This window comes from Sphingomonas aracearum (assembly GCF_003345355.1).
GTDB lineage: Bacteria > Pseudomonadota > Alphaproteobacteria > Sphingomonadales > Sphingomonadaceae > Sphingomonas > Sphingomonas aracearum.
In genome coordinates this window covers 469,766-488,223 of the sequence record NZ_QQNB01000001.1, presented here as the reverse complement: position 1 = coordinate 488,223, position 18,458 = coordinate 469,766, and the positions used below count along the sequence as shown (strand labels likewise).

Here is an 18,458-nt window from a genome sequence, read left to right as displayed (position 1 = left end):
CGCGGGTGAACGGTCTCTACGACGAGGTGCGGCTGGCGCTGCACGGCATCTGGACGCGCCGCTGGATCGCGCTGGCGGTCGCCTGGGGCATCGCGCTCCTCGGCTGGTTCGCCGTGTCGCAGATCCCCAACACCTACGAATCGCGGGCACGCGTGTTCGTGCAGCTTTCCAACGTCTTGCCCGACGCGGTGGGCATCAATCCGCAGATGGCGCAGAAGAACGTCGATACCGTGCGCCAGACGCTGGTCAGCGCGGTGAACCTCGAAAAGGTGGTGCGCGGCACCGACCTCGCCAACACGGTGGCGACGCCGGCGGACCTCGCGGCGCGGGTCGCCGGCCTGTCGCAGGCGATCAAGATCACGCCGCAGCAGGACAATCTGTTCGAGATCACGGCAAAGGCGCCCAGCCCCAAGATCGCCAGCGCCGTGGTGCAGAAGCTGATCGACATCTTCGTCGAGACCAACCTGGCCGGGGACCGCAGCCAGACCTCGCAGTCGCTTCGCTTCCTGGATGCGCAGCTCAGCCAACGGCAGAAGCAGTTGCAGGAAGCCGAAGCCAAGCGCACCGACTTCCAGAACCGCTATCTCGGCAGCCTGCCGGGCACCGGATCGCTGACCGACCGCATGGGTGCGGCGCGCCAGCAGATGTCGCAGGTGGACGGCGACCTTGCCGCCGCCCAGTCCAGCCTGGCGGCGATCAACGGCCAGATGGCGGGCACCGCGACCACCGTCGCCGGTCCGGGCGGCACCGGCGCGACGGGGCCGGCGCGGGCGCGGCTGTCGGCGATCCAGGGGCAGATCGCCGATGCGCGCGCGCGCGGCTTCACCGATCAGCACCCCGACATGATGGCGCTCCGGAGCCAGCTGGCGCAGGCGACGGCGGCGGCGCGGGCCGAGCCGGTCGGCACGGTCGGCGCAGGCGCCTCGGCCAATCCGCTGTACCTGTCGCTCAAGTCGATGCAGGCGGACAAGCAGGCGCAGGTGGCGGCGCTGCAGATGCGCAAGGCGCAGCTTCAGGGCGACCTCGACCAGATCAGCGGCAAGCTGGCTGGCGACCCGGCGGTCGCCGCCGAGCAGGGCCAGATCGAGCGCGACTATCAGGTGCTCAAGGACCAGTACGACAAGCTGCTGGCCGATCGCGAGGAGATCGCGGTGCGCGGCCAGGCGCAGACCCAGACCGATGCCGTGAAGTTCAACGTCGTCGATCCGCCAACCAGGCCGACCGTGCCCGCGGCGCCCAACCGCACCTTGCTGCTGACGGGCGTGCTGATCGCCGCGATCGGCGGCGGCATCGGCGCGGCCTTTGCGCTCGGCCAGTTGCAGACTACCTTTGCCACCTCCGCCAAGCTGGAGAAGACCACCGGCCTGCCGGTGATCGGCACCGTGCGCGAGATGGTGGGCAAGGCGGAGATCGCCGCGCGTCGCCGCCGCCTGCTGTACTTCGCCGGCGGCGGGGGGGCGCTGGCGGTCGCCTATGTCGCGCTGCTCGGCGTGGAGATGATCCAGAGGGGCCTTGCGGCATGACCGAACAGCCACGCAAGATCCGGCCCTCGCTGATCGAGCGCGCGGCGGAAACCTATGACTTCGGTGCGCAGCTGCGGGCGGCGGAACGCCCCGAGCCGCGCGCCGACCTGCGTGTCGTGGCGCCGGAGCCGGTCGCGCCTGCGCCCGAAGTCGAGACGCCGCCGGCCGAAGGAACCACCGATCGCCCCGCACCGCCGGTTCGGGTGCCGGGAGAAACGGCGCGGATCGATCGCGAACTGCTCGCCGAGCGCGGCTTTCTGGTGCCCGGTGCGCCGATCAGCGCGCTGGCGGAGGAGTTCCGGCTGGTGAAGCGCCAGCTGCTGCTGACCGCCAAGGCCGTGCGCGCGACGCAGGGCGATCGCGCGCGGACCATCCTGGTCTGCTCGGCCAATGTGGACGAGGGCAAGACCTATTGCGCGATCAACCTCGCGCTTTCCATGGCGGCCGAGCGCGACATGCACGTCGTGCTGGTGGATGCCGATTTCGCCAAGCCGGACGTGATGGGCCGGCTGGACCTGGCCGAGAGCCCCGGCCTGCTGGACGCGCTGGCCGATCCCGCGCTCGACGTGGAGACGCTGCTGGTGCCCACGGACGTGCCGCAGCTGAGCCTGCTGCCGGCCGGCGCGAAGTCTATCGCCGACACCGAGTTGCTCGCCTCCGAGCGGACCACGGAGGTGATCGCCGGGCTGCTCGCGGCCGATCCGCGGCGGGTGCTGATCTTCGATTCGCCGCCGGCGCTCGCGGCATCTCCTGCCTCGGTGCTGGCGCTGCATGTCGGCCAGGTGATGATGGTCGTGCGCGCCGACAAGACCAGCGAAACGGACCTGCGGGAAGCGGTCGCGCAGCTCGACGGGTGCGAGCACATCCAGCTGCTGCTCAACGCCGCCACCTATTCGCCCAAGGGCAAGGCGCGGTTCGGAAGCTATTACGGGGAAGGGGACGGGCAATGACCCGCAGGGCAATGGTGGTGGCGCTGGCGGGCGGCTGTGCCGTGCTGGCGAGCCCGGCTGCGGCGCAGAACCGGTCAAAGGTGATCGCGCCCTATATCGAGCTCAACCAGGTGGTGACGGCCGACCTGCAGACCGATGACGTGCTGACCTATACCAGCATCGCCGCCGGCGTGGACGCCTCGATCCAGACGCAGCGCACGCAGGTGGCGCTGAGCTATCGCTACGAGCGGCGGATCGCCTGGGACGACGATGTGGGCGACGACGACGTGCATAGCGGCCTTGCCCGCGCGGCGATCTCGCTGGCGCCGGGCGTGAGCCTGGAAGGCGGCGCGCTGGCGACCCGCGCGCGCTCCGACATCCGCGGCGCGGCGCCCGGGGTGCTGGCCGGCAATGTCAGCAATATCAGCCAGGTCTTTTCGGCCTATGTCGGCCCGACATTGGCGACCCAGTCCGGACCGTTCTCGATCGGCGCGGCCTATCGTTACGGCTACACCAAGGTGGAGGACCCCGGCTTCAAGGACGTGCCCGGCGGCCCGGTGCTCGACAATTACGACGACGCCAACAGCCATGTCGCCACCGCCAGTATCGCGACGCGCGCGGGCACGCTGCTGCCGGTGGGGGTGACCTTGAGCGGCTCCTACGAGCGCGAGGACGCGCATCAGCTGTCACAGCGCTATGAAGGCTATTATGGCCGCGGCGACCTTTTGCTGCCAGTCACGCCCACGCTGGCGCTGGCGGCCGGCGCCGGGTACGAGCGGATCGAGGTCAGCAGCCGCGATGCGCAGCTGGATGCAGCGGGCAACCCGGTGCTCGACGAGAACGGCCGTTTCGTGGAGGCGGCGAACGGCTTCCGCCGCATCGCCTACAACACCGATGGCTGGATCTGGGACGCAGGCGTCGTCTGGCGGCCGAGCCCGCGCACTTCGCTGACGGCGACGGTCGGCCGGCGCTATGGCAGCACCATCTACACCGGCAGCTTCACCTGGGCGGTGCGGTCGGACCTCGGCCTGCAGATCGGCGTGTACGATCAGGTGGATACCTTCGCGCGGCAGCTCCGCCGCGGCATCGCCGGCCTGCCGACCAGCTTCCTGACCGAGCGCGATGCCTTTGCCCAGACGTTCAGCGGTTGCACGTTCGGCACCTCCTCGGCGGCGATCGGGGGATGCCTGAACGGCGTGTTCCAGTCGATCGCCACCGCCAGCTACCGCTCGCGCGGGGTGGATGCGGTGTTGCAGGCGCAACGCGGGCCGCTGAGCTACGGCGTGGGCGCGGGCTATGCCAATCGCCGCTTCTTCGGCAATCCGAACGCGACCTGGTCGCTCTACGGCATCACCGACGAAAGCTATTACGCGCAAGGGTTCCTGGCGGCGCAGTTGACCCCGGTTTCCGGCATCAACGCGGACGTGTTCGCCAACTATTTCGAGAGCGGGCTGGGCGATGCGCCGGGCGTCACGTCGGTGGGCGCCACCGGCCTGTATTATCGCAACTGGGGCCGGCTGGGCGCCACTGCGTCGCTGGGCATCTACAATTTCAGCCAGGACGGTGCGGATGACCAGACGTCGGCAACGGCGCAGGTCGGGATGCGCTACCAGTTCTAAACGGGTAGGCGTGTAGGCACTCGACAGGATCGAGGTTCAAGGCATGTATGACGAACATTACGGGCTGACCGGTCGGCCCTTTCAGCTGACCCCGGACCCGCGTTTCTGGTTCGACACTGCGACGCACCGCAAGGCGATGGCCTATCTCGGCTATGGCCTGGCGCAGGGCGAGGGCTTTATCGTCATCACCGGCGATATCGGCGCGGGCAAGACCACGCTGGTCGGCCATCTGATGGACACGATCGACACCGCGCGGCTGAACGCGATCCGCATCGTTTCCACCCAGATCGAGGCGGACGACCTGCTGCGCATCGTCGCCGAGGGGCTGGGCGTCGATCCGGTGGGCAAGCCCAAGGCCGAGCTGCTGTCGGCGATCGAGCGCGGTCTGCACGCGGTGGCGCGCTCCGGGCGGCGTACGCTGCTGATTGTGGACGAGGCGCAGGCGTTGCCGGTGTCCGCGCTGGAGGAGCTGCGTATGCTCTCCAACTTCCAGGCGGGTGGACATGCGATCCTGCAAATCTTCCTGCTCGGCCAGCCCGAGTTCCGCGAACGGCTGCACGGCTCCGATCGGCTGGAGCAGCTGCGCCAGCGGGTGATCGCCGTGCACCATCTCGATCCGATGGGGCCGGAGGAGGTGGAAGCCTATCTGGCGCACCGGCTGTCGCTGGTCGGCTGGAAGGGAAATCCGGATTTCACGCCGGACGCGATCGCTGCCTTGTACGGCGGATCGGACGGCGTGCCACGGCGACTGAACCAGCTGGCCGGACGGGTGCTGCTGATGAGTGCGATCGAGCAACGCGACGTGATCGACCGCGATCTGGTGGAGGCGGTGATCGCCGACATGACCGGGGAAACGCCGGTGCAGGCGCCCGCTCCGGCGCCGCCTGCCGCGCCGGCGGCCACGGACTATGCCTGGCCGATCGAGGAGGCGAGCTTCACGCCGGAGCCGGTCGCGCCGGCGCCCGCACCCGGCACCGCCGCTCCGGCCGAAGAGGACGGCCTGCGCGCGCGCATCGCCTCGCTGGAGGCGCGGGTGGAGGACCAGGATGCGGCGCTGCGCCGGGTGCTGACGCTGCTGATCGACTGGGTCGAGGCGGACGTGCGCGACCCTGCGCGCCACGCGGCCTGAGGAGCGGCGCGCCATGCTCCATGCCATGTCGGTGGATGTCGAAGACTGGTTCCAGGTCGGTGCGTTCGAGCGCGTGATCGACCGTGCGGACTGGGAGCGGCTGGACCGGCGGGTGGAGCGCAACACCGATGCGGTGCTGAGCCTGTTTGCGGAAAGCGGCGTCAAGGCGACCTTCTTCACGCTGGGCTGGGTGGCCGAGCGGCACCCGGCGCTGATGCGGCGCATCGCCGGGGCCGGGCACGAGATCGCGAGCCATGGCCTCGACCACAAGCGGATCTTCACCTTCACCCCGGCTGAATTCCGCGCCGATCTCGCCCGCGCGCGCGCGGCGCTGGAGGATGCCAGCGGGCAGAAGGTGACGGGCTACCGCGCGCCGAGCTTCTCGCTCGACAAGCGCACGCCCTGGGCGCACGAAATCCTGGCGGAGGAGGGATACACCTATTCCTCCAGCGTCGCGCCGCTCAGGCACGACCATTACGGCTGGGCCGACGCGCCGCGCTACGCCTTCCGCCCGGTGCGCGGGGCCGACCTGATCGAGGTGCCGGTGACCGTGGCGCAGCTCGGCGCCAGGCGGCTGGCGACGGGCGGCGGCTTCTTTCGCCTGCTCCCGGCGGCGCTGACCGACTTCGCCGTGCGCCAGGTGGCAGGGGAGGGGCACCCCGCGGTGTTCTACTTCCACCCGTGGGAGATCGATCCGGAGCAGCCGCGCGTGGCGAGCGCACCGATGCGCTCCAAGCTGCGCCACTACAGCCGGCTGGGCGCAATGGCCGGCAAGCTGCGCGGCCTGGCCGGGCGGCACCAATGGGGGCGGATGGACGCGGTGGTCGCCGCCTTGCGTCCGCACGTCGCGTGAACATGCCCGTGACCTTGCGGCCGATCGTGGCGCCTGCCGAGCTCCGCGACGCCCGCGTCGCCGAGCGGCTGTCCGCTTTCGTGCGCGAGATGGCCGGGGCGACACCTTTTCACCTGCCGGCCTGGAGCCTGGGGGTGGAGCGCGGCTGCCGCCAGCGCTCGCACTATCTGGTGGCGGAGCAGGGCGGCGTGCTGGCGGGCGTGCTGCCGCTGACGGAGGTGCGCTCGATGCTGTTCGGCCGAGCGGTGGTCTCGGCCGGGTTCGCCGTTGGCGGCGGCGTGCTGGCGACCAGCGACAGCGCGGCGCAGGCGCTAGCCGATGCCGCCTGGACGCTGGCGGCGGCGTGCGGCTGCGGCCTGGAACTGCGTGGCGGCTCGCCGCCGGCCGGCGAGGGCTGGAGCAGCGACAACTCGACCTATCTCGGCTTCGTTCGCCCGCTGGCAGCCGACGAGGCGGCGGAGCTTGCCGCCGTGCCGCGCAAGCAACGCGCCGAGGTGCGCAAGGCGCTGGAAATGGGGTTCGACGTGGATGTCGGCCGCGGGCCTGCGCAGCGGCGGGCGCATTACCGGACCTATGCCGAATCGGTGCGCAATCTCGGCACGCCGGTGTTTCCGCAGGCACTGTTCGCGGCGATGCTCGATGCGTTCGGCGGGGATGCGGACATCCTGACGGTCCGCCACCAGGGCCGGCCGGTGGCCAGCGTGCTGAGCCTGTATTTCGGCAACACGGTATATCCCTATTGGGGCGGCGGCACGCAGGCGGCGCGAGGCCTGCGGGCGAACGAGGCGATGTACTTCGCGCTGATGAACCATGCGCGGGCGCGGGGGGCCACCCGCTTCGATTTCGGCCGGTCCAAGGCGGGGACGGGGCCGGCGGCCTACAAGAAGAACTGGGGCTTCGCGCCCGAGCCGCTCCTCTATCACAAGCGCTATCCGGAGGGCGCCGCGCCGCGCGAGATCAACCCGCTGGATCCCCGGTACCAGCGCAAGATCGAGGCGTGGAAGAAGCTGCCCTTGTGGGCCGCCAATGCGATCGGGCCGGTGCTCAGCCGCGGGCTGGGTTGATGGGCGAAATCCTGTTTCTCGCGCATCGCGTGCCGTTTCCGCCGGACCGCGGGGACAAGATCCGCGGCTATCACATCCTCCACCATCTGGCGCGGCATCGGCCGGTGCACCTCCTGGCGTTTGCCGACGACCCACGCGATCTGGAGCCGCATGAAGAGGCGGCGGCCATCACCGCCAGCCTGCGGGTACTGCCGCGGCGCAAGGGACAGGCGCGCGCCGCGGCCGAAGCGCTGGCGACCGGGCGGCCGGTGTCGCTGGCCGCGTTCGACGACGCTGCCATGCGCGCCGCGGTGGCGCAGGTGCTGGCGGCGCGCCCGATCGAGACGATCCACGTCTATTCCAGCCAGATGGCGCAATATGTCCCGGCCGACACCTCGGCGCGGCTGGTGATGGATTTCTGCGACATGGATTCGGCCAAGTTCGCCGCCTATGCCGAGGATGCGCGCGGGCCGATGCGATGGATGATGCGGCGTGAGGCGCGTCTGCTTGCGAGCACGGAGGCCGACATCGCGGCGCGCGCGGATGCCAGCCTGTTCGTGAGCGAGGCGGAAGCGGCCCTGTTCCGCGCGAGCACCGGCGCAAAGCGGGTGCAGGCGGTGGAGAACGGCATCGACACCGTTCGCTTCGACCCTGCCGCCGTGGCGCCGGTGGAGGAAAACGGGCCGCTGTTCGTCTTCACCGGCCAGATGGACTATCGGCCGAACATCGACGCAGTGCGCTGGTTTGCGACGGACGTGCTGCCCCGGCTTGCCGCCGGCCGGCTGGCGGTCGTCGGGCGTGCGCCCGCGGCGGAGGTTCGTGCGCTTGCCGGACCGCGCGTGATCGTGACGGGCGAGGTCGCGGACGTGCGGCCGTGGCTGGCGGCGGCGGCCGTCGTCGTCGCACCGCTGAAGCTCGCCCGCGGGGTGCAGAACAAGGTGCTGGAGGCGATGGCGATGGCCCGCCCGGTGGTCGCGACGCCGGCAGCGGCGGAAGGCATCGAGCATCGCGGAACGCTGCGGCTGGCCGACGATGCGGCGGCATTTGCGCAGGCGATCGCCGGCCTGCTGGCGGACCCGGCCGCGGCTACACAACTCGGGCGCGAGGCCCGCGCCGTGGTGCAGACGCGCTACGGCTGGGAGGCGCGGCTGGCGGCGCTGGATGCGATCCTGGGCTTTGACCGGGTGGGAGCGGCCGCATGACGGCCATGGCCCCGCCGGCAGCCTTCGTGCATCCTGCCAGCGATTGGCGGCGGCATGGCCTTGCCCTGGCGATCGTTGCCGGGCTGCTGTTGCTGCTGTTCCGCCGCGACGTGCTCGATCTTGTCACGATCTGGTGGACGAGCACGACCTTTGGCCACTGCCTGTTCATCGCGCCGGTGATCGCCTGGCTGGTGTGGACGCGGCGGCGGGAGCTGGCGCAGCTGGCGCCGGTCGCCTGGGCACCGGGGCTGGCGCTGGTCGCCGCTGGCGGCTTTGCCTGGCTGCTGGGCGAGGCGGCAAGCGTCAATCTTGTCCGGCAGATGGGCTTGGTCGCGATGCTGCAAGGGGCGGCGGTGACGCTGCTCGGTCCGCAGGTTGCGCGCGGGCTGCTGTTCCCGCTTGCCTATGCCGCGTTCCTGGTGCCGTTCGGCGACGGGCTGGAAGGGCCGTTGCAGGCGATCACCGTGCGCATCACCATGCCGCTGCTGCACCTGTTCGGCGTGCCGGCGCAGGTGGACGGGGTGCTGATCACCATTCCCAACGGCTATTTCGAAGTGGCGGAGGCCTGTTCCGGCGCGAAGTTCGTGATCGCCATGGTCGCCTATGGCGCGCTGGTCGCGAACGTCTGTTTCCGCAGCTGGATGCGGCGCGCGGTGTTCATGCTGGTCGCGGTGATCGTGCCGGTGATCGCCAACGGCCTGCGCGCGTTCGGCACGATCTATGCCGCACATCTCACCTCGGTGGAGGCCGCGACGGGCTTCGACCATATCGTCTATGGCTGGCTGTTCTTCGGGCTGGTGATGGCGGCGGTGATCGCACTCGGCTGGCGCTGGTTCGATCGCGCGCCGGACGACCCGGTGTTCGATCCGGCGCACTTGCAGGGACCGGTGCGCAGCGCGCTGGCGCTGCCGCTGGCGGCGCTGCTGGTGCTGGCCACGGCGGCCGCCTTTCCGGTCTGGGCGCGTGCGATCGATGCGCAAGGCTCCACCCTGCCGGAGCGGATCGACCTGCCGCAGGTGCCCGGCTGGCAGCGCGCTCCGCTGAGCACGCGCGCGCCCTGGGCGCCGTACTATCCGGGCGCGGATCATCAACTGCTCGGGCGCTATGCCGATGCAGGCGGCGACACGGTGGACCTCGCCTTGGCGGTTTATGGCCGCCAGCACGAGGGCAAGGAGCTGATCGCGTTCGGCACCGGTCCCTTGCGCGAGGAGGACGTGTGGGTACGCGTCGCCGACCTGCCGGACGTGGCCGGCGGCACGGCGATGCGCGTCACGGCCCCGGGGCCGGTGGAGCGCTGGATCGTCACCTGGTACCGCGTCGGCGACACGCTGACCGCCGACCCGCGGTGGGTGAAGATCGAGACCCTGCGCGCCAAGCTGACCGGCGCACCGCAGCGCGCGGTGGCGATCCACCTGTCGGTGGAGGTGCAGCCCGGCCGCGATCCGCGCGCGGCGCTCGCCCGCTTTCTTGCCGCGCTGGGCCCGCTCGACCGGCTGGCGGATCGCGCGGCAGGACTGTAGCAGCACGCCATGTGCGGGATCGCCGGCCTTTTTCACCCCCAGACCCCCAAGCCCGTGGACCCTGCCCGGGTCGCGGCCATGGCGGACGCCCTCGCGCACCGCGGCCCTGACGGCAGCGGCGTGTGGACCGCGCCGGGCGTGGGCCTCGGCCACCGGCGCCTGTCGATCATCGATGTCGAGGGCTCGCCCCAGCCGATGCAGACCCAGGACGGCGCGCTCACCGTTATCTTCAACGGCGAGATCTACAATTTCGCCGAGCTTCGCCGCGAACTGGCGGGGCGGGGCGCGCATTTCCGCACGCAGGGCGACACGGAAGTGCTGCTGCACGGCTGGGCGGCCTGGGGGCCGGCGCTGCTCGACCGGCTGAACGGCATGTTCGCGTTCGCACTCTACGACGCCCGCGACCAGAGCCTGTTCCTGGCGCGCGACCGGATGGGGGTGAAGCCGCTCCACTACGTGGAGCTGTCCGACGGCGCGATTGCGTTCGCCTCCGAACTGAAGGGCCTGCTCGCGCACCCGCTGCTGCGCCGCACGCCGGACATCCGGGCGGTGGAGGACTTCCTGGCGTTCGGATACGTGCCGGACGACACCTGCATGGTGGCGGGCGTGAAGAAGCTGCCCGCCGGTCACTTCCTGCACCTGCATCGCGGGCGCTCCATGCCCCGGCCGCAGCGCTGGTGGGACGTGGACTTCTCGCGCCGCGCCAGGGGCTCCGCGCGTGCGCTGGAGGAGGAGCTCGTCCACCATCTGCGCGAGGCGGTGCGTTCGCGCATGGTGGCGGACGTGCCGGTGGGCGCGTTCCTGTCGGGCGGGGTGGACAGTTCCGCGGTGGTCGCGCTGATGGCCGAGGCGAGCCCGCGCGCGGCGCTGACCTGCACGATCGGCTTCGATGAGGCGGGGCATGACGAGCGCGCCCATGCAGCCTTGGTGGCGGAGCGGTTCGCCACCGAGCACCGCACGCGGGTGGTAGCGGCCGACGACTTCGCGCTGATCGACACGCTGGTTCACGCCTTTGACGAACCGTTCGCCGATGCCTCGGCGCTGGCGACGTACCGGGTATGCGAACTTGCGCGCGAAACCGTCACGGTGGCCCTGTCCGGCGACGGTGCGGACGAGGCGTTGGCCGGATACCGCCGCTACCGCTTCCACGCAGCGGAGGAGCGCGTGCGCGGGTTGCTGCCGGCGACCATGCGGGAAAGCGTGTTCGGCACGCTCGGCGCGGCCTATCCGAAGGCCGATTGGGCGCCGCGCCCGCTTCGCGCCAAGACCACGCTGCTGGCCCTCGCGCGGGGCGGCGGCGAGGCCTATGCGCGGGCGGTCGGCGTAACCACGCCGGAGCTGCGCGCGGCGCTGTTCACGCCGGCGGCTCGTTCCGCCCTGGGCGGGCACCGCGCGGAGGACCGCTATGTCGAAGCGATGCGCGATGCACCGGCGCGCGAGCCGCTGGACCGGGCGCAATATGCCGATTTCCAGCACTGGCTGCCCGGCGACATCCTGACCAAATCCGACCGCACCAGCATGGCCGTCAGCCTGGAAGCGCGCGAGCCGCTGCTCGACCACCGTCTGGTGGAGTTCTCCGCCACCTTGCCAGCGTCCATGCGGCTGCGCGGCGGGCAGGGCAAATGGCTGATGAAGAAATCGCTCGAGCGCTACCTTCCGCGCGAGATCCTATACCGGCCCAAGATGGGTTTCGTGACGCCGGTTTCGGCCTGGTTCCGGGGTGCGCTGGCGGGTGAGGCGGCGGCGCTGGCGGGGTCGCGGCGGCTGCTGGACACCGGCTGGTTCGATCCGGTCGTGTTGCGCCGGCTGGCCGACGAACATCGCTCCGGCCGCGCCGAGCACGGGCGCACCTTGTGGCAGTTCCTGATGCTGGAGCGGAGCCTCGGTCGGCTGTTCGGCTGAGCAACCTTCCGCGACGGTCGGTTCAGGCCTTCCCCGCTAGGAGCGCTGGCCACCCCGGGGCGGAGTTCGCGCGGGCGGAGCGGCACCTGATGAGCGAGAGGGGCACGACTTCGCCCGCCGCGCGGTGGCCGGGCTATCCGGCGTCACGCTGATGATCGCCGGTGACGGGCTCGGGAAAGCGACCTGCGAGCGCTGGCGGATCGGTTGCGCGTCAGCGATCTGAAACGGGGCGGCAGCACCGTGCCCCGCTGTCCGCACCGATCGACCCCGCGCTCCTTCGCCCGGCGCGCACCCGCAGCGTTTGATTCGCGGTTCGTTCCGCTGCTAGAACGCGGGCAACATGGCCACCGACTTCCAGGAGCCGCCGATCGGCGTGCTCGATGCCCCCTTCGACAGCGCGCTTTCGGATCGCTACCTCGTGTATGCGCTGTCCACGATCACCGCGCGCTCGCTCCCGGACCTGCGCGACGGGCTGAAGCCGGTGCACCGCCGCCTGCTCTGGGCGATGCGGCTGCTGCGGCTCGATCCCGCGCAAGGCTACAAGAAGTGCGCGCGCGTGGTCGGCGACGTCATCGGCAAATACCATCCGCATGGCGACGCGTCCGTCTATGACGCGATGGTGCGGCTCGCGCAGGATTTCGCCATGCGCTACCCGCTGGTCGACGGGCAGGGCAATTTCGGCAACATCGACGGCGATAACGCCGCCGCCTATCGCTACACCGAGGCACGGCTGACGCAGGTCGCGATCGACCTGATGGACGGCCTGGACGAGGACGCGGTCGATTACCGCCCGACTTATAATGGCGAGGACGAGGAGCCGGAGCTGATGCCCGGCGCCTTTCCGAACCTGCTCGCCAATGGCGCCAGCGGCATTGCGGTCGGCATGGCCACCAGCATACCGCCGCACAACGCCGCCGAACTGTTCGACGCGGCGACCCTGCTGGTCGACCAGCCCGAGGCGAGCGACGCCCAGATGCTGGAGTTCGTGCGCGGGCCGGACTTTCCGACCGGCGGCCTGCTGGTCGATCCGCCGGCGGTGATCGCGGAAGCCTATGCCACCGGGCGCGGTTCCTTTCGCGTCCGCGCGCGCTGGACGGTGGAGCGGGAAAAGGGCGGCGGCTGGCAGATCGTGGTCAGCGAGATCCCGTATGGCGTGCAGAAGGGCAAGCTGATCGAGCAGATCGCCGCGCTCATCAACGACAAGAAGCTGCCGATCCTGGCCGATGTGCGCGACGAATCCGACGCGGAGGTCCGGCTGGTGCTGGAGCCGCGCAGCCGAACGGTGGACTCGGACGTATTGATGGACAGCCTGTTCCGCCTGTCCGACCTGGAAACGCGTGTCAGCCTCAATCTCAACGTGCTGGACGCCACCCGCACGCCGCGGGTGATGAGCCTCAAGCAGGTACTCGCCGGCTGGGTGGAGCACCAGTTCGTGGTGCTGCGCCGGCGCACCACGTACCGATTGGCGAAGATCGCCGACCGGGTGGAGCTGCTGGAGGGCTATCTTGCGGCCTATCTCAATCTCGATCGCGTGATCGAGATCATCCGCACCGAAGACGAGCCGAAACCGGTGCTGATCGCCGAGTTCTCGCTTACCGACCGGCAGGCGGAGGCGATCCTCAACATGCGGCTGCGGTCCTTGCGGCGCCTGGAGGAAATGGAGATCCGCGGCGAACGCGACAAGCTGGAGGCGGAGCGCTCCGGGCTGGAAGCGCTGCTCGGCTCCGACGCGCGTCAGCGCACGCGGCTGAAGAAGGACTTTGCCAAGCTGCGCGCGCGCTACGGCCCCGACACGGCGCTTGGCAAGCGGCGGACCACGGTGGAGGAGCAGGCCGCCGCCCGCGAGATCCCGCTGGAGGCGATGATCGAGCGCGAGCCGATCACCGTTATCCTGTCGCAGCGCGGCTGGATCCGCGCCATGAAGGGCCATGTCGATCTCGCCGCGGCCGAAACGCTGAAGTTCAAGGAAGGCGACGGGCCGCAATTCGCCTTCCATGCGCAGACCACCGACAAGCTGCTGCTGGCGGCGGAGAACGGGCGCTTCTTCACGCTGGCGGCGGACAAGCTGCCGGGCGGGCGCGGCTTCGGAGAGCCGGTGCGGCTGATGATCGACCTGGGCGGCGATGTCGGCATCGTCGCGCTGCTGCCGGCATCGGCCGCTGAAAAGCTGCTGCTGGCGGCGAGCGACGGCCGTGGCTTCGTGGTGCGCAGCGCCGACGTGATCGCCGAGACGCGCAAGGGCAAGACGGTGGTGACGCCGCGGCTTTCCGCGCGGCTGCGGGTGGTGAAGCCGATCGCGCCGGATGCCGATTACGTTGCGGTGATCGGGGAGAATCGCAAGCTGCTGGTGTTCCCCCTGTCCGAACTCGCCGAGCTGTCGCGCGGGCAGGGCGTGCAGTTGCAGCGCTACGGCGATGGCGGGCTGTCCGATGCCAAGACCTTCGTGTTCGCGACGGGGCTGAGCTGGGCGATGGGCGGCGAGACGGGGCGGACGCGCACGGAAACGGACCTCACTCCGTGGCGGGCGGCACGCGGCGCGGCCGGTCGAATGCCTCCGACCGGATTTCCGCGCGACAACCGGTTCTGATCCTTCCAACTTTTAGCGAACCTTAACACAGATCGCCTACCCACGAGGGGTATGGCGCGCTTGTACCCCCTTTCGCTGCTGTCGCGCGCGTCCGCGGGGATGCGGGCGCCATCACCGGCGACCGAGCCCAGCTGTGCCCCGCGCGACGCGCCGGGCGACGCCGACGGCATCGCCGCGGTGGTGGAGCTGCTGCCGCTCGCGGCCGCCGTGGTGCTGCACGTCGATGGCGTTTTGCAGGTCGTCGCGTCCAACCGCTTCTACCGGCAGGCCGGGCTCGGCACCGATCCGGAGACCTCGCCGCTGCTTGCCGAGTTCGGACCCCAGCTGATTGCCTTTCTCGATGGAGGCCTGCTTCACCAGGAGCAGGAATGGGAGCTGGGCGACGACGTCGATCGCCGGCACTTCCAGGTGACCTTCGCCCGTCGCGCGACCACGGGCGTGCGCCGCGCGATGGTGACGCTGCTCGACCGCACCGCCGAGCGCCGCACCGAACATAATCTGCGCCGCGAGATGATGACGGACAGTCTCACCGGGCTCGCCAACCGAGCGGGGTTCAGCGATCGGCTGGAAACGCTGATGGCCGACCCGCGGCAGCGGGATCGCCATGCGGTGCTGGTGCTGGACCTCGATCGCTTCAGCCGCATGAACGCATGCCTCGGCTCCATGGCGGGCGACGAGTTGCTGATCACCGTTGCGCGCCGCCTGAAGGGAGCGCTTCGCGCGCATGACGTGCTCGCGCGCACCGGCGGCGACGAGTTCGGCATCCTGCTGACGCTGGAGGAAGGGCCAAGCGACGCGGAGCATGTCGCCAAGCGCATCCGCGGCGCGCTGGCCACGCCGTTCAGGCTGGCGGAGTATGAGATCCGCGTGTCCTGCTCGATCGGCATCGCCTTTGCCGCCATGGGCATGGAGGATGCGGAGGACCTGATCCGCCACGCACAGTTCGCGGTGAAGCGGTCCAAGGTGTCCGGCAATGCCGAGGCCTATCAGCAGCAGAGCTTCGAGATCGCCCGCGCGCAGTTCGGCATGGAAACGGCGCTGCGCCGCGCGGTGGAAGACGGGTCCATGCGGCTGACCTTTCAGCCGATCTGCGACCTGGGCACGGGGCGCATCGTGTCCTTCGAGGCGCTCGCGCGGTGGACGGACGAGCAGGGACAGGCGCATCCGCCCTCGGCGTTCATCCCGGTGGCGGAAGAATCCGGCCTCATCGTGCCGCTGGGGCGCTGGGCGATCGAGGAAGCGGCGCGCACGCTGGCGTCCTGGGATGCGGCACATGGTGGCGATTGCGGCGTGAAGCTCGCGGTGAACCTGTCGGCGATCCAGTTGCAGCGCGACGCCATCGCGCCGGTGGTGGAACGCGCGCTGGCCCGGCGCGGGCTGGAGGGTCGCCGCTTTACGCTGGAGCTGACCGAAAGCGCGCTGGTGAGCGATCCGGATCGCATCGCCGGCATCATGCATGCGCTGAAGGGCCTCGGCACGACGCTGGCCATGGACGATTTCGGCACCGGCTATTCCAACCTGGCCTATCTCCAGAAGCTGCCCATCGACATCCTGAAGATCGACCGCAGCTTCGTGACGGGCATGCTGGCCGACCGCGACAAGATCGCCATCGTGCGCGCGATCCTCAGCCTGGCGCAGGCGCTTGGCATGCAGACCACGGCCGAGGGCATCGAGAGCAACGAGCTGGGCCAGACGCTCGCCGCTTTGGGTTGCACCTATGGCCAGGGGTTCGTTTATGCCCGCCCGCTGGAAGCGGCGGATGCCTATGCGATGCTGGTCGACCGCCACTGAGCGACCGTGGCGTCGGCCAGTTCCGCGACCCGGGCCGCGTCGGGGAAGCCCTCCGCGATCCAGCCTTCCTCCACCTGGCGGAGCAGGCGGGCGACATCCGGCCCCTTGCCCACTCCGCGCGCGACGAGCGCGCCGCCGGTGAGCGGCAGGCGCGGGGGCGTCCAGCCGATCAGGGCCGCGGCTTGCTCGACCGGACGCTCCGACAGGAGCAGGCGATCGGTCGCGCCTTCCACCCCGAGCCGGTAGGCGAGCACCGGCGCGGGCTCGTTGCCGACCGGCTGGCTGGCGGAGAGCAGGCGCTTGCGCTCCGCGTTCGAAAGCTTGAGCCGCGCCCCGACATCTTCCGCCCGGTCGCCCGGCAGCACCGCCGCCAGCCGCCGGATCGGATCGGGTGCGATGCCGGCGTCCGTCTCTCGCGAACTCAGCCGCGCGAGCGGGGCTGCGTCGGTGATCTCGGGAACCACGGGAGCGAGGATGCCGCGCTCCACCATCAGCGCAAGGACGGGAGCGGCATGCCGCGCGACCAGCAGCTTGAGCAGTTCGTCCCGGATGCGCTCGCGGGACAGCGCCATCAGGTCGTTGGCGCGGATGGTGCAGGCGGCAAGGCCCTCGCCGTCGATCGCTTCGCCGAACCGCGCGTGGAAGCGGAAGAAGCGCAGGATGCGGAGATGATCCTCCGCGATCCGCTGCAACGGATCGCCGATGAACCGCACCCGGCGCGCGGCAAGGTCGTCCAGCCCGCCGAAATAGTCGAACACCTCGCCGGTCAGCGGGTCGGCGTAGAGCGCGTTCATGGTGAAATCGCGCCGTGCCGCATCCTCCTGCCAAGCGTCGGTGAATTCCACCACGGCATGGCGGCCATCGGTGGAAACGTCGCGGCGCAGGGTGGTGACTTCCACCACCGTGCCCTCGCTGATCGCCGTCACCGTGCCGTGCGCGATGCCGGTGGGCACCGCCTTGATCCGCGCCGCTTCCAGCCGATCGACCACCTCGTCGGGCCGCAGCCGGGTGGCAAGGTCGATATCGGCGCCGTCGATGCCCAGCAGCGTGTCGCGCACGATGCCGCCGACATAGCGCGCCTCGCCCGCATCGCCGTCCAGCGCCCCGATCACCGCGGCGAGGCCCGGCAGGGTGCGCCAGCCGGCGCCTTCGGGAAGGGTCAGGCGGTCCATCGCAGCCGCCGCGACAAGTTGACGATCATGCCCGCGGTCGCGCCCCAGATGCGGCGATCCTCCCAGCCGATCTCGTAATAGCGCCGGTTGCGGCCCTGCCAGACGATTTCCGCCTCGACATGATTGGCCGCATCCAGCACGAAATCGAGCGGCACCTCGAACACCGCGGCGACTTCCGCCTCGGCGGGAACCAGCGGCAGGTCGGGCGGCACCACGCCGATCACGGGCGTGACGACATAGCCGGTGCCGGTGCGGTACGGGTCGGTCACGTCGACCACCTCCACGGCGGCGGGGGGCAGGGCGATCTCCTCCTCTGCCTCGCGCAGCGCAGCGGCGATCGCGTCGGCGTCCTCCGGATCGATGCGCCCGCCCGGAAAGGCGACCTGTCCCGCGTGGCGACGCAGCGTCTCCGTGCGCTGGGTGAGGATCACGCCGGGGCGCGGGCGGTCGGTGATGGGGATCAGCACCGCGGCGGGCACCGGCGTGCCGGCGGTCGCGAACTCCGTCGCATCCCCGGTCAGCAGCGCATCGCTCCTGCTCGCCGCGAGCGCTGCCCGCAGCCGCTGCGCCAGCGTCATGCCGCGTCCATCGGGAAGAAGACGCCGTTGCTCCAGATGCCCGGCGCCGCCTCGTCCTCCGCCAGCGCGAGCTCGGCAAGCTCGTAATAAAGCGGCCGGGCGAGCAGCGCTTCCAGTCCGCCGCGCACATGCAGGTAGGGATGCGGCCCGTCGCCGCGCTGTTCGAAGCGCAGCGCGTGATCCGGGCCTGCGCCGACGAGGTCGCCCGTGTTCAGCCGGAAGCCCAGCCGCCTTTCCCGGCCTTCGCCCTCCACCTTCATCTCCACCGCGACGAAGGGCGCATCCTCGACCTCGATGTCGAGCTTCTCCACCGGGGTGACGAGCACGTACCGGCCATCGGGCTCCCGCCGCAGGATGGTGGAGAACAGGCGCACCATCGCCGGGCGCCCGATCGGCGAGCCCTGGTGAAACCAGGTGCCGTCGCGCGCGATCCGCATCTCGCTGTCGCCGCAATGCGTGGGGTTCCAGCGCTCCACCGGCGGCAGGCGCTGCTCCTCGACAAGGCGCGCAACTTCCGCGAGCGAGAGCGAAGCGAGATCGGGCAGGGGCTCCATCGGCATGACCGTGCGGCAGGTATGCCACCGCCACCTGCGTCGCAAGCATGGATCGG

At 70.4% G+C, this 18,458-nt stretch carries 14 protein-coding genes; 11 read left to right on the top strand and 3 right to left on the bottom strand.

The window, feature by feature from the left end; translation table 11 throughout:
* The first annotated feature begins 5 nt into the window (after positions 1-5).
* The 11 genes from DVW87_RS02405 to DVW87_RS02355 all read left to right on the top strand — a co-directional run bounded on the left by DVW87_RS02405 (position 6) and on the right by DVW87_RS02355 (position 16,098).
* A complete protein-coding gene (locus tag DVW87_RS02405; RefSeq protein ID WP_114686164.1) occupies positions 6-1,523 on the top strand; it encodes an XrtA system polysaccharide chain length determinant in 1,518 nt (505 codons plus the stop codon).
* Positions 1,520-2,473: a P-loop NTPase family protein gene (locus tag DVW87_RS02400; protein WP_114686163.1), complete on the top strand. Its 954-nt coding sequence runs from the start codon at positions 1,520-1,522 to the stop codon at positions 2,471-2,473. The genes DVW87_RS02405 and DVW87_RS02400 overlap by 4 nt, the downstream gene beginning before the upstream one ends.
* Positions 2,470-4,071 carry a TonB-dependent receptor gene (locus DVW87_RS02395; RefSeq protein ID WP_114686162.1) on the top strand — a complete coding sequence of 534 codons (1,602 nt, stop codon included), beginning with the start codon at positions 2,470-2,472 and terminating at the stop codon, positions 4,069-4,071. The genes DVW87_RS02400 and DVW87_RS02395 overlap by 4 nt, the downstream gene beginning before the upstream one ends.
* Before the next feature lie 43 nt (positions 4,072-4,114).
* Complete coding sequence (locus DVW87_RS02390) at positions 4,115-5,200, top strand: ExeA family protein (protein WP_114686161.1); 1,086 nt, start codon at positions 4,115-4,117, stop codon at positions 5,198-5,200.
* 13 nt (positions 5,201-5,213) lie between these two features.
* Positions 5,214-6,053 carry an XrtA system polysaccharide deacetylase gene (locus tag DVW87_RS02385; RefSeq protein ID WP_114686160.1) on the top strand — a complete coding sequence of 280 codons (840 nt, stop codon included), beginning with the start codon at positions 5,214-5,216 and terminating at the stop codon, positions 6,051-6,053.
* Positions 6,050-7,117, top strand: a complete 1,068-nt coding sequence (locus DVW87_RS02380) for a FemAB family XrtA/PEP-CTERM system-associated protein (RefSeq protein WP_420822313.1) — start codon at positions 6,050-6,052, stop codon at positions 7,115-7,117. The genes DVW87_RS02385 and DVW87_RS02380 overlap by 4 nt, the downstream gene beginning before the upstream one ends.
* A complete protein-coding gene (locus DVW87_RS02375) occupies positions 7,117-8,298 on the top strand; it encodes a TIGR03087 family PEP-CTERM/XrtA system glycosyltransferase (RefSeq protein WP_114686158.1) in 1,182 nt (393 codons plus the stop codon). The genes DVW87_RS02380 and DVW87_RS02375 overlap by 1 nt, the downstream gene beginning before the upstream one ends.
* On the top strand, positions 8,295-9,818 hold the full coding sequence (gene xrtA, locus DVW87_RS02370) for an exosortase A (protein WP_114686157.1): 1,524 nt from the start codon (positions 8,295-8,297) through the stop codon (positions 9,816-9,818). Before DVW87_RS02375 ends, xrtA begins: the two co-directional genes overlap by 4 nt.
* 9 nt (positions 9,819-9,827) lie before the next feature.
* Positions 9,828-11,720, top strand: a complete 1,893-nt coding sequence (locus DVW87_RS02365) for an XrtA/PEP-CTERM system amidotransferase (protein WP_114686156.1) — start codon at positions 9,828-9,830, stop codon at positions 11,718-11,720.
* Between the two features lie 340 nt (positions 11,721-12,060).
* The gene (parC, locus tag DVW87_RS02360) at positions 12,061-14,307 is read left to right on the top strand and encodes a DNA topoisomerase IV subunit A (protein WP_114686155.1); all 2,247 of its coding nucleotides are present in this window, start codon (positions 12,061-12,063) and stop codon (positions 14,305-14,307) included.
* A gap of 51 nt (positions 14,308-14,358) precedes the next feature.
* On the top strand, positions 14,359-16,098 hold the full coding sequence (locus DVW87_RS02355; RefSeq protein ID WP_239017719.1) for a putative bifunctional diguanylate cyclase/phosphodiesterase: 1,740 nt from the start codon (positions 14,359-14,361) through the stop codon (positions 16,096-16,098).
* Here the strand turns inward: DVW87_RS02355 and DVW87_RS02350 are convergent.
* Genes DVW87_RS02350 through DVW87_RS02340 form a run of 3 tightly spaced genes read right to left on the bottom strand, consistent with a single transcriptional unit; the run spans position 16,071 to position 18,408 of the window.
* Positions 16,071-17,270 (bottom strand): CCA tRNA nucleotidyltransferase, encoded by a 1,200-nt coding sequence (locus tag DVW87_RS02350; RefSeq protein WP_114686154.1) that lies wholly within the window; start codon positions 17,268-17,270, stop codon positions 16,071-16,073. The two genes, DVW87_RS02355 and DVW87_RS02350, sit on opposite strands and share 28 nt — an antisense overlap.
* The gene (locus tag DVW87_RS02345) at positions 17,258-17,848 is read right to left on the bottom strand and encodes a CoA pyrophosphatase (protein WP_114686153.1); all 591 of its coding nucleotides are present in this window, start codon (positions 17,846-17,848) and stop codon (positions 17,258-17,260) included. The genes DVW87_RS02350 and DVW87_RS02345 overlap by 13 nt, the downstream gene beginning before the upstream one ends.
* Entirely contained in the window at positions 17,845-18,408 is a 564-nt protein-coding gene (locus DVW87_RS02340; RefSeq protein ID WP_114686152.1) for a DUF1285 domain-containing protein, read from the bottom strand. The genes DVW87_RS02345 and DVW87_RS02340 overlap by 4 nt, the downstream gene beginning before the upstream one ends.
* Positions 18,409-18,458: the final 50 nt, after the last annotated feature.

Excerpts from the sequence above, each read along its gene's own strand:
- DVW87_RS02400 (WP_114686163.1), top strand. The coding sequence starts at position 1,520 with ATGACCGAACAGCCACGCAAGATCCGGCCCTCGCTGATCGAGCGCGCG.
- DVW87_RS02395 (WP_114686162.1), top strand. The coding sequence starts at position 2,470 with ATGACCCGCAGGGCAATGGTGGTGGCGCTGGCGGGCGGCTGTGCCGTG.
- DVW87_RS02390 (WP_114686161.1), top strand. The coding sequence starts at position 4,115 with ATGTATGACGAACATTACGGGCTGACCGGTCGGCCCTTTCAGCTGACC.
- DVW87_RS02385 (WP_114686160.1), top strand. The coding sequence starts at position 5,214 with ATGCTCCATGCCATGTCGGTGGATGTCGAAGACTGGTTCCAGGTCGGT.
- DVW87_RS02375 (WP_114686158.1), top strand. The coding sequence starts at position 7,117 with ATGGGCGAAATCCTGTTTCTCGCGCATCGCGTGCCGTTTCCGCCGGAC.
- xrtA (WP_114686157.1), top strand. The coding sequence starts at position 8,295 with ATGACGGCCATGGCCCCGCCGGCAGCCTTCGTGCATCCTGCCAGCGAT.
- DVW87_RS02365 (WP_114686156.1), top strand. The coding sequence starts at position 9,828 with ATGTGCGGGATCGCCGGCCTTTTTCACCCCCAGACCCCCAAGCCCGTG.
- parC (WP_114686155.1), top strand. The coding sequence starts at position 12,061 with ATGGCCACCGACTTCCAGGAGCCGCCGATCGGCGTGCTCGATGCCCCC.
- DVW87_RS02355 (WP_239017719.1), top strand. The coding sequence starts at position 14,359 with ATGGCGCGCTTGTACCCCCTTTCGCTGCTGTCGCGCGCGTCCGCGGGG.
- DVW87_RS02350 (WP_114686154.1), bottom strand. The coding sequence starts at position 17,270 with ATGGACCGCCTGACCCTTCCCGAAGGCGCCGGCTGGCGCACCCTGCCG.
- DVW87_RS02345 (WP_114686153.1), bottom strand. The coding sequence starts at position 17,848 with ATGACGCTGGCGCAGCGGCTGCGGGCAGCGCTCGCGGCGAGCAGGAGC.
- DVW87_RS02340 (WP_114686152.1), bottom strand. The coding sequence starts at position 18,408 with ATGCCGATGGAGCCCCTGCCCGATCTCGCTTCGCTCTCGCTCGCGGAA.